Source organism: Microbacterium saccharophilum, from assembly GCF_007992455.1.
Classification (GTDB): domain Bacteria; phylum Actinomycetota; class Actinomycetes; order Actinomycetales; family Microbacteriaceae; genus Microbacterium; species Microbacterium saccharophilum.
This window is the reverse complement of sequence record NZ_BKAH01000018.1, coordinates 35,247-42,639: the sequence shown is the minus strand read 5'-3', so window position 1 is coordinate 42,639 and position 7,393 is coordinate 35,247. Positions and strand designations below refer to the sequence as shown.

Here is a 7,393-nt window from a genome sequence, read left to right as displayed (position 1 = left end):
TACCGTCCCACCTCAGGGTGGGACCAGAATGTCGGCGCCGGAGGCTCGCAACCCGCACGCCCTGGCGTGCTGATTCAGCGAGTCCGCGACATTCCCGCGATGCCCCAGTATGGTGACGGCTACAAGAACCCCAAGCTCCGTCGCGCAGCCGAAGAACACCTGATCAGTGAAGACTCGGCGGCGCGCGAGTGGAGTGATGGACACATCGGCGTCCGGGTGTTGTCTTCCGATGGCGACTCTGCTGAAGTGCTCATCGGTCGACAGCTGCAGCCCGGCGCGGTCCAAGTGGTATCGGAGACGACGGACCGCACCGAGATCAGCCGCACCCCCTCAGGAGAGATCGCTGTGTACTTTGGCGGCGCGTCGTGCGACCGACGCACGATCGAACTTGAGCGTGTACTGTCGCGCACCACGGTCTCGATCACCGCAGACGCCTTCGCACTGACCGAACCTCAAATCTCCTTCTTCGTCGGGCCACACCAAATCCTCGAGGCTGGCCCACACCAGCTCATCCTTGACGTTGAGGTCCGCATTCCGGTCGGTGGCGGCCTCACCCCAACGGGCTACAACTTTCGGACATGGGTAGCGCTGACGTGTGCCGCGAACGATGGGTCGCTGACCATTACAAGCCCTGGCGCGCCAGGGAGCTTCACGATCCCGGTAACGATCGCTTCGAAGGACGCGCAAGGAAACCCGGTCTCATTGCAACGCCAGTATGTGATCGTCGATACGACGTTGGAGCTTCCCAGCGGGGCAGTCGCCGAGCAACGAGCATGCACGGTCGTATTGCGAGAGCTTGGAGAGGACGAAGTCGGACCGCTGATCCTGTTGCCAGGCGACGATCTCGTTGTCGGCGGCCCTGACTGGAAAAAGCTAAGTCTGGGAGAGCGTCTACGACAGTTTCACCGCTTGAACCCGGTACGGCGGCCGATCTCGCTCCAGGACATGCGCGACACACCAGTCCCGTCAAGGAAGGCCATCTCCTGGATCAAGCGGCGTCCGTCTGTTTGATCCCGATCCCGGGGAGCACGTCGATCCCCATACGGACAGTGCACGATAGAGGCACGTTGCGGGCGTAACCGCGCCCGCTTCGCCGCGTTCCACTAACGGCTCAGCAGAGAGCCCCGGAGCGGTTCACGTTCCGGGGCTCTCTGGCGTATTCGAGGCCTACGCAGCCGTCAGTCCGCGCTCGAAACGGTTGAGGATCTTCTCGAGTCGCTGAATGCTGGTCTCCCCGCGGTGCTGCGCGGCGTACTCGAGAACGATGGCGCGGTCATACTCGCCGAGCGCCGCGAGCTCCTTGAGGTGCGCAGTGGTCAGGGTTTCGGCGATGGAGTCGTGCCAACCGTTGTACCCCTCCCAGACGATGCCCTCTAGCGCCTTGAGACCGGGTTCAGACAAGCCCGCGCTCATGACCTCGCCGGTGACGACGTTGTAAGCGCCCATCAGCTTCGCCCAGGCGTCGAAGCGCTCGCTTGGCCACTCGACGAGCACGACGATGTTCTGGCGGCCGTGTAGCTTCTGCATGACCTTGTGGGTTGGGCACCAGGCGATCACGACACCGTTTTCCCCGACGAAACCGGAGCGCTCGGTGACGACTGTCAGCTTGTTGAACTCGTCGTGATATGCCGCGTTCGACTTCAACGGGCAGAGAATCGTCGGACGCGCCTTGTAGTGCTGCGCAACGTAGAGCCCGATCGCCTTGCCCCCCTCGACCGTGTCCACCTTGCTGTGATCGACCCACGGGACGTAAAGGTACTGGTGCTTGAGGTACTCGGGATCGATGCCGCCCATCAGCGGCTCCAATCGATCGGCGCGGGAGCCATCTCGATCCGGGTGTTGTCTGAGATCAGTTGCGCCCAGTCCGACAGCTCCGGGTCGGTGATCGAGCCGTCGTACGCGGCGAACAGCGCCTGCAGCGCAGGCTTGATCTCTGCGACCGGGCGACCGGCGTATTGCTTGCGGAGACGCTCGAGGTCGCGGGTCTGCTCCGCGGCCACGTTGGTGACGGCTTCCTCGGCGATCTTGCGGAAGGCGTCTTCGTTGAAGGAGAAGGAACTACTCATGATGGTGCTGCTTTCTCGCCCCTCGGGTGGGCGATAGCCGCGAGAGTGAAGGCGAACCACGACGCGCCTTGTCACGTGAAGCGTGGGCAGGGAGGGCCAGCCGGAACGAAGTCCAGCTGGCCCCATGGGTCTTAGCCCTTGCCGAGCGTCGAGCCGGCCTTCGCCTTGGCCGGCTTGCTCGACGAGTTGGACGCGAGCGTCCGTCCCGCCTTGCTCAGCGAGGCCTTCGAGGGCTTCCCGGACGACCGTGACGATGCCTTCGCCATGATGCTTCCTTCCTGCGCGTAGGGAAGCAGATCCCCTCCGGCCAGGCGAGCCGCCCGGCGTTTGGTCGAGACCACCTGGGCCTCTAGAGTCGAGGAGTCCTACCCAGACACCCCAGCCCCGATCTGCTGCAACTTCCGAGCCCCGCTCGAGTTCAGCGATCGGGGCTTCTTGCTTGCCCTCCAACTCTAAGCACACGCTCCGACAACGGTCTAACGAACGTGTGGATAGGTATGTGGACAAGTTGTGATGAAACGTCGCGTAGACGGCCACTCAGGGGGCTTAGAGAGCAGATTCTGTGGAGAGATCGTCCCCCACGAACTACATACATGTAATTCGATCGGCCCCCGAGCCGCGAATTCACGCGGAAGATGACCGCCCGACACGTTCTCGACAGGGTACGCGTATAGAAGTTGCAGAAAAATTTGGTCGCCGATGTCGTCAAAGACGTGTCGGATGGTGCCAGACGGCTAGAGAAGCGGCCGAAGCTCGTCATTACTGGGCGTCGGGATGTCGGGCAGAACCTGTGGGGATTGAGAAGTGGGTCGCCACGTCAACCTTCCCAACGCCTCGCGCAGGTACTCCTCGGTGGCGAGGCGGGCATCTCCGATAGCTCACCCTCACTCGCGCAAGCGCTAGCCAGACACTGGTTCGCCCGCGGGGCCAATTCGAGCGCGGAAAACACGACTGTCCCTTACGATCGGCTCCGGGGAGAGGAGCACCGAGCCCCGAGACAGGAGGATGTGTGTACCTGCGTCGGTTGCGAGTTTCTGGATACAGGTCGGGCGCCGACAACCCCGTGGAGGTGGTACTTCCCGGAAGGTTCTCCGTAGTCCTCGGTGCCAACTCGTCCGGCAAGACAACGTTCGCGGAGGCGGCCTACCTGGGTCACTCTCGGGTCTTCCCTCGAATTGGTCGTCCGAGTGCCGCAGCACTCGCTCGGGTGATCGTCTTATCGAGATCGATTACTACTTCGAGCGCGCCGGACAGGTGGAGGGCCGACTCGGTGAGCAAATCATGACGCAGACCGGGCGTCGTTCCGCCGACACGGCGGCCGCGACGTGGACTCGATCTCTCAGCCGGGATCTCGGATCAGTCCGGTCTGCTCAGGAGACGCGAAGTGAGTTTCAAGATGCCGTGCGGCTGATCTTCTTGCCAGCATCGAGGAATCCGCTCGACGAACTCGCCAGGCGAGAAGTTCGCGTGTTGATAGAGCTCCTCCGGGCACAACAGCAGGCACGAGGCAGCGGTCGAGATCTCACTGGGTTGCGCGCTCGGGCGGGGCATTTGCTGGAGGGGCTAGCCAATGACACCATCCTTCAATCGCTCGAGCGCGTGGTGACTACGCACCTCCACGCGCTGACGTCGGGAGTCGAACGGTCTTGGCCGTATATCCGGGGTCAAGCAGTCGACGACGCTTACTTGGCGCGGGTTCTCCAGCTGATGCTGGGCGTCATCGAAGGTCGAGAACATGCGCTACCGCTCGATGTCACGGCACTTGGATACGTCAATCTCCTCCACATCGCGATCATCTTGGCGGCCATCCCAACCACAGGATCCCAACCCACGACTCCCGAGTCATCTATTGAGGCGGACGAGGGTGACACCGATGTCCGGGACTACCTCGATCAGGCAGACGCGGAGCGCGAAAGTGAAGAGGACTCCCTCTTCTCGACCGACCCCTTCCACGCCACGGTCGTAATCGAAGAGCCTGAAGCGCATCTCCACCCTCAGCTCCAGCAGGCGCTTGTCCGCTACCTCAGGGACCAGGTGCGCGCGCGGCCCGAGCTTCAGATCATCCTGACCTCGCACGCCCCCGACATCATCACAAGCACTGCGCCGGAGGAGCTTGTGGTTCTTCGCAAGGGCGCGGACGGAGCGCGGGTCTGCCGAACAATCGCTGAGGTGCCGTTCCATGATCGGAGTCGCATCTTGCAACGCGTAGCGCTCCACTTCGACGCCGCAAGATCGTCCGCCCTGTTCTCCTCCCGGGTGCTGTTAGTCGAAGGAGTCACCGACGCCGCGCTCGTCCGCGAGTTCGGACTCGCTTGGAGCGCGAGTGATGCAGAGAAGCGGGCATTTGTTCACGCATTGAGCATCGTGCCGATCGGCGCAAAGGTCGGCCAGTGGCCGGTCGAATTCCTTGCCTCGCCCGGTCATGAGCTCGTCGGCCGGCTTGCCGTGCTTAGAGACAGCGATCTGGCGCCGACAGATACCCCGGCGCCGCCCAGCTGGCTTGCGCGCTACGACCACGGGGTTGTTCAGGTGGAGCAATCGCATCCGACACTCGAACCGGCCATCACAGTTGGTAACGAAGCCTTGGTCAGCCGAGTGCTGGGACGAATGGAGCTGCCGGCCGCCAGCCCAGTCACAGACGCAAGCGTCGAGGCGCTCTTTCGGGGAGCTCGAGCTGCGACCGAAGTCAGCCCGGCGACCAGTGCCGGCCCGGCTGCACGTCGTAAAGGCGAGTTCTCTCTCGAGATGGCCGCGGAGATCCGGTCAGCACTGCGCAGAGGTGAAACGGTGCATGTGCCAGGTGCTATCGAGAGAGCACTCGACTTCCTCTACGTTGGGCCCGGCGGCACGCCTCCGGTCGCCTTCGCTGACGAGACCGACTCCTAGTGGCCATGGCAGAAACGCCGACCCCGCGGCGGCGACGTCGATCGAGGCTCGCGCGAGAACTGACGAGTTCACAGGCCACCGCGGCTGCGCGCGGCACTTCGGCGAGCAGCATCTACATTGAAGCGGGACCCGGGTCTGGCAAGACGATGGTTTCCGCGGCACGCTTTGGCGTGCTTCGATTTCGCGCCAGTGAGGACCGCGGTGTTTTGGCGCTTAGTTTTACGCGAGCCGCCACGGCGGAGTTGAGCCGTCGTGTGCGGATGCTATGGGGCCCCACCTGTCTGCGTTGGCCCAACCGTATTGAAACCCTAGACAAACTGCTGCTCGATTTACTTCAGGGCGTGAGGAACGAACTGGTGACAGGTGCGGTTTAGGCCGCGATGGTGAGCGGCTCGGTCAGCTTGGCTTCGAACTCGATGGGCGTCAACCCGCCGAGCGCGTCTTGGGCTCGCTGCCGGTGATACTTCCGCTCAATCCAGACGACGATCGCGAGGCGCAGCTCCTGCCGGGTCGTCCACCGCTGCTGGTTGAGCACGTTCGTTTGGACGAGCGACCAGAAGCTTTCCATGGCGGCGTTGTCTCCGGCCGCGCCGACGCGGCCCATCGATCCGACCATGTCGTGGCGGCGCAGTTCGCGGGCCATCACTCGGCTTCGAAACTGGCTGCCCCTATCGGCGTGCAGGATGCAGCCGGCGACGTCACCACGGCGAGTGACGGCATTGCGGAGCGCGTCGACGGCGAGCTTCGCCGTCATGCGGTCCCTGATCGAGTAGCCGACGATCCTGTTCGAATGGACGTCCTTGATCGCGCAGCAGTAGAGCTTGCCTTCGCTCGTCCAATGCTCCGTGATATCCGTGAGCCAGACCCGGTTCGGGGCGTCGGCGTGGAACTGCCTCTGCACGTGATCATCGAACACCGGCGGCCCGGCCTTCTTGCCCTTCCCGCGCCGGCGGCGCTGCGCGGATGAGAGGATCCCGGCCTGAGAACACAGCTTCCACGCCGTGCGCCGGCTCATCCGCCACCCTGCGCGGCGGGCCTCGTCAGCCAGGTAGCGGTAGCCGAACGTCGGGTCCTCAACGTGCGCGTCGCGGAGCGCGTTGAGCCGATACGCACGGAGCACATCGGCGCTGCGGACAGGGTCGTTTCGCCAGCGGTAGTAGGGCTGACGGGCGAGCTTGAGAACCCGGCACGACACCGTCACGGGGATCCCCGATTCGGCGAGCTCAGCAACGAGCGGGTACGTCATTTTGGGGAGCCACCGAGTTTCAGGTTCGCCTGCGACAGATACGCCGCGGCCTTCCTGAGCACCTCGTTTTCCTGCTCGAGCAAGCGGATCCGCTTCTTCAACTCGCGTGCCTCGGCGGCGTCCGCGGCGGTCTGGCCGGGGCGGTTGCCCTCCTCGACGTCGGCCTGGCGGAGCCAGTTCTGCAGCGTCGCTTCGCTGATACCGAAGTCAGTGGCGACCTGTTTGATGGTGACGCCGCTCTCGCGGCGCCGGGCGACCGCGACAACGTCTTCGCGGAACTCTTGCGGATAGGGACCGGGCATGATGACATCCTTCCCGTCAGCGCCTCCCGGCACTAACGATCAGTTGTCACCGATTCGTTCCTCACGCCCTCACGACCTACTTGAGGGCGGCCTCATCCTCTGGCCGGGCGGCGCGACTGAGCTCCAAGTGTTCGACTCGTGGGCCGCGCTGGCCCAGCAGGCATGGACATCCGTCGGGTATGCGTTAGTCGCCGACGGAGATGCGCTCGTGGCACAAGTGCAGTTCGAGGGAACAAGCCGTCAGCGAGTGCCGGGGTCGATCGTCGTGCCCCTGTTACGTGCTGGAGCTTGCACTCGCGACGATGTTCGGGCGGTCATGGCTTTGGCGCTCGATCGGCCAGATTGTCAGGATCGCATCCGTCGGCGCCTTGCCGAGTCATTTCGTTCGGTCATTGTGGATGAGGTCTTTGACGCGAACGAACTGGACCTTCGCGTGGTGGAACTCATGCTGCAGTCAGGCATCGGAACAACGCTGGTCGGAGATCCGTGGCAAGCGCTCTACGTGTTTCGCGGAGCGACGCCAGATGCGGTGCGCGAGCTAATGCTCCGTCATGCGATAGCTCGCGCGGATTTGACCGAATCCTTCAGATGGAAAACGGAGGCGCAACGGAGCCTGGCGGCTGATCTGCGCGCGGGGTCTCCAGTTGCGATTGAAGTCGCCCAGCCGGACGAGGCGGTAGACGTCGCCCTATCTTCAACATGGAAGCCGCTATGGAACCTGGGTAGCGAAGTTCTGCCCCTCGCGTTCGGAAGCTTCAAAGGAGGCTACGAGGAGGCTGGCGCGACTCTCTTGCTTCACTACTTCGCATCTGTCGGTGGAGAGCAGTATTTCGGGAGGCAGTATTCGCACCACGGCTTGGTGGGCTCCATGTTGACCAGGTGATGATCGTGTC

At 63.4% G+C, this 7,393-nt stretch carries 8 protein-coding genes; 4 read left to right on the top strand and 4 right to left on the bottom strand.

Annotated features, from left to right (window positions below):
- The coding region (locus MSA03_RS13420; protein WP_218028828.1) for a hypothetical protein at window positions 1-1,011 on the top strand (1,011 nt) is incomplete at its 5' end.
- Between the two features lie 156 nt (window positions 1,012-1,167).
- Here the strand turns inward: MSA03_RS13420 and MSA03_RS13415 are convergent.
- The 3 genes from MSA03_RS13415 to MSA03_RS14645 all read right to left on the bottom strand — a co-directional run bounded on the left by MSA03_RS13415 (window position 1,168) and on the right by MSA03_RS14645 (window position 2,332).
- Window positions 1,168-1,794, bottom strand: a complete 627-nt coding sequence (locus MSA03_RS13415) for a hypothetical protein (RefSeq protein WP_218028827.1) — start codon at window positions 1,792-1,794, stop codon at window positions 1,168-1,170.
- Window positions 1,794-2,066 (bottom strand): hypothetical protein, encoded by a 273-nt coding sequence (locus tag MSA03_RS13410; protein WP_147051385.1) that lies wholly within the window; start codon window positions 2,064-2,066, stop codon window positions 1,794-1,796. The genes MSA03_RS13415 and MSA03_RS13410 overlap by 1 nt, the downstream gene beginning before the upstream one ends.
- Window positions 2,067-2,197: 131 nt before the next feature.
- Complete coding sequence (locus tag MSA03_RS14645) at window positions 2,198-2,332, bottom strand: hypothetical protein (RefSeq protein ID WP_261798692.1); 135 nt, start codon at window positions 2,330-2,332, stop codon at window positions 2,198-2,200.
- 1,135 nt (window positions 2,333-3,467) lie between these two features.
- On the opposite strand from MSA03_RS14645, the gene MSA03_RS13405 reads away from it, so the two are divergent.
- Both MSA03_RS13405 and MSA03_RS14705 read left to right on the top strand, forming a co-directional pair.
- Window positions 3,468-4,952, top strand: coding sequence for an ATP-dependent nuclease (locus MSA03_RS13405; protein ID WP_170245513.1), 1,485 nt, complete (start codon window positions 3,468-3,470; stop codon window positions 4,950-4,952).
- Between the two features lie 5 nt (window positions 4,953-4,957).
- Window positions 4,958-5,326, top strand: coding sequence for a UvrD-helicase domain-containing protein (locus tag MSA03_RS14705; protein ID WP_147051383.1), 369 nt, complete (start codon window positions 4,958-4,960; stop codon window positions 5,324-5,326).
- Here the strand turns inward: MSA03_RS14705 and MSA03_RS13395 are convergent.
- Window positions 5,323-6,500 (bottom strand): IS3 family transposase gene (locus tag MSA03_RS13395; RefSeq protein WP_371863111.1). Its coding sequence is split into 2 segments (ribosomal slippage): window positions 5,323-6,231 and window positions 6,234-6,500, totalling 1,176 coding nucleotides; the frame shifts between segments, so codons are not numbered across the junction. The two genes, MSA03_RS14705 and MSA03_RS13395, sit on opposite strands and share 4 nt — an antisense overlap.
- Between MSA03_RS13395 and MSA03_RS13390 the strand changes: the two genes are divergently transcribed.
- Entirely contained in the window at window positions 6,499-7,383 is an 885-nt protein-coding gene (locus tag MSA03_RS13390; protein ID WP_147051382.1) for a UvrD-helicase domain-containing protein, read from the top strand. The two genes, MSA03_RS13395 and MSA03_RS13390, sit on opposite strands and share 2 nt — an antisense overlap.
- The last annotated feature ends 10 nt before the right edge of the window (window positions 7,384-7,393 follow it).

Coding starts and splice junctions, on each gene's coding strand:
- MSA03_RS13415 (WP_218028827.1), bottom strand. CDS start 1,794: ATGGGCGGCATCGATCCCGAGTACCTCAAGCACCAGTACCTTTACGTC.
- MSA03_RS13410 (WP_147051385.1), bottom strand. CDS start 2,066: ATGAGTAGTTCCTTCTCCTTCAACGAAGACGCCTTCCGCAAGATCGCC.
- MSA03_RS14645 (WP_261798692.1), bottom strand. CDS start 2,332: ATGGCGAAGGCATCGTCACGGTCGTCCGGGAAGCCCTCGAAGGCCTCG.
- MSA03_RS14705 (WP_147051383.1), top strand. CDS start 4,958: ATGGCAGAAACGCCGACCCCGCGGCGGCGACGTCGATCGAGGCTCGCG.
- MSA03_RS13390 (WP_147051382.1), top strand. CDS start 6,499: ATGATGACATCCTTCCCGTCAGCGCCTCCCGGCACTAACGATCAGTTG.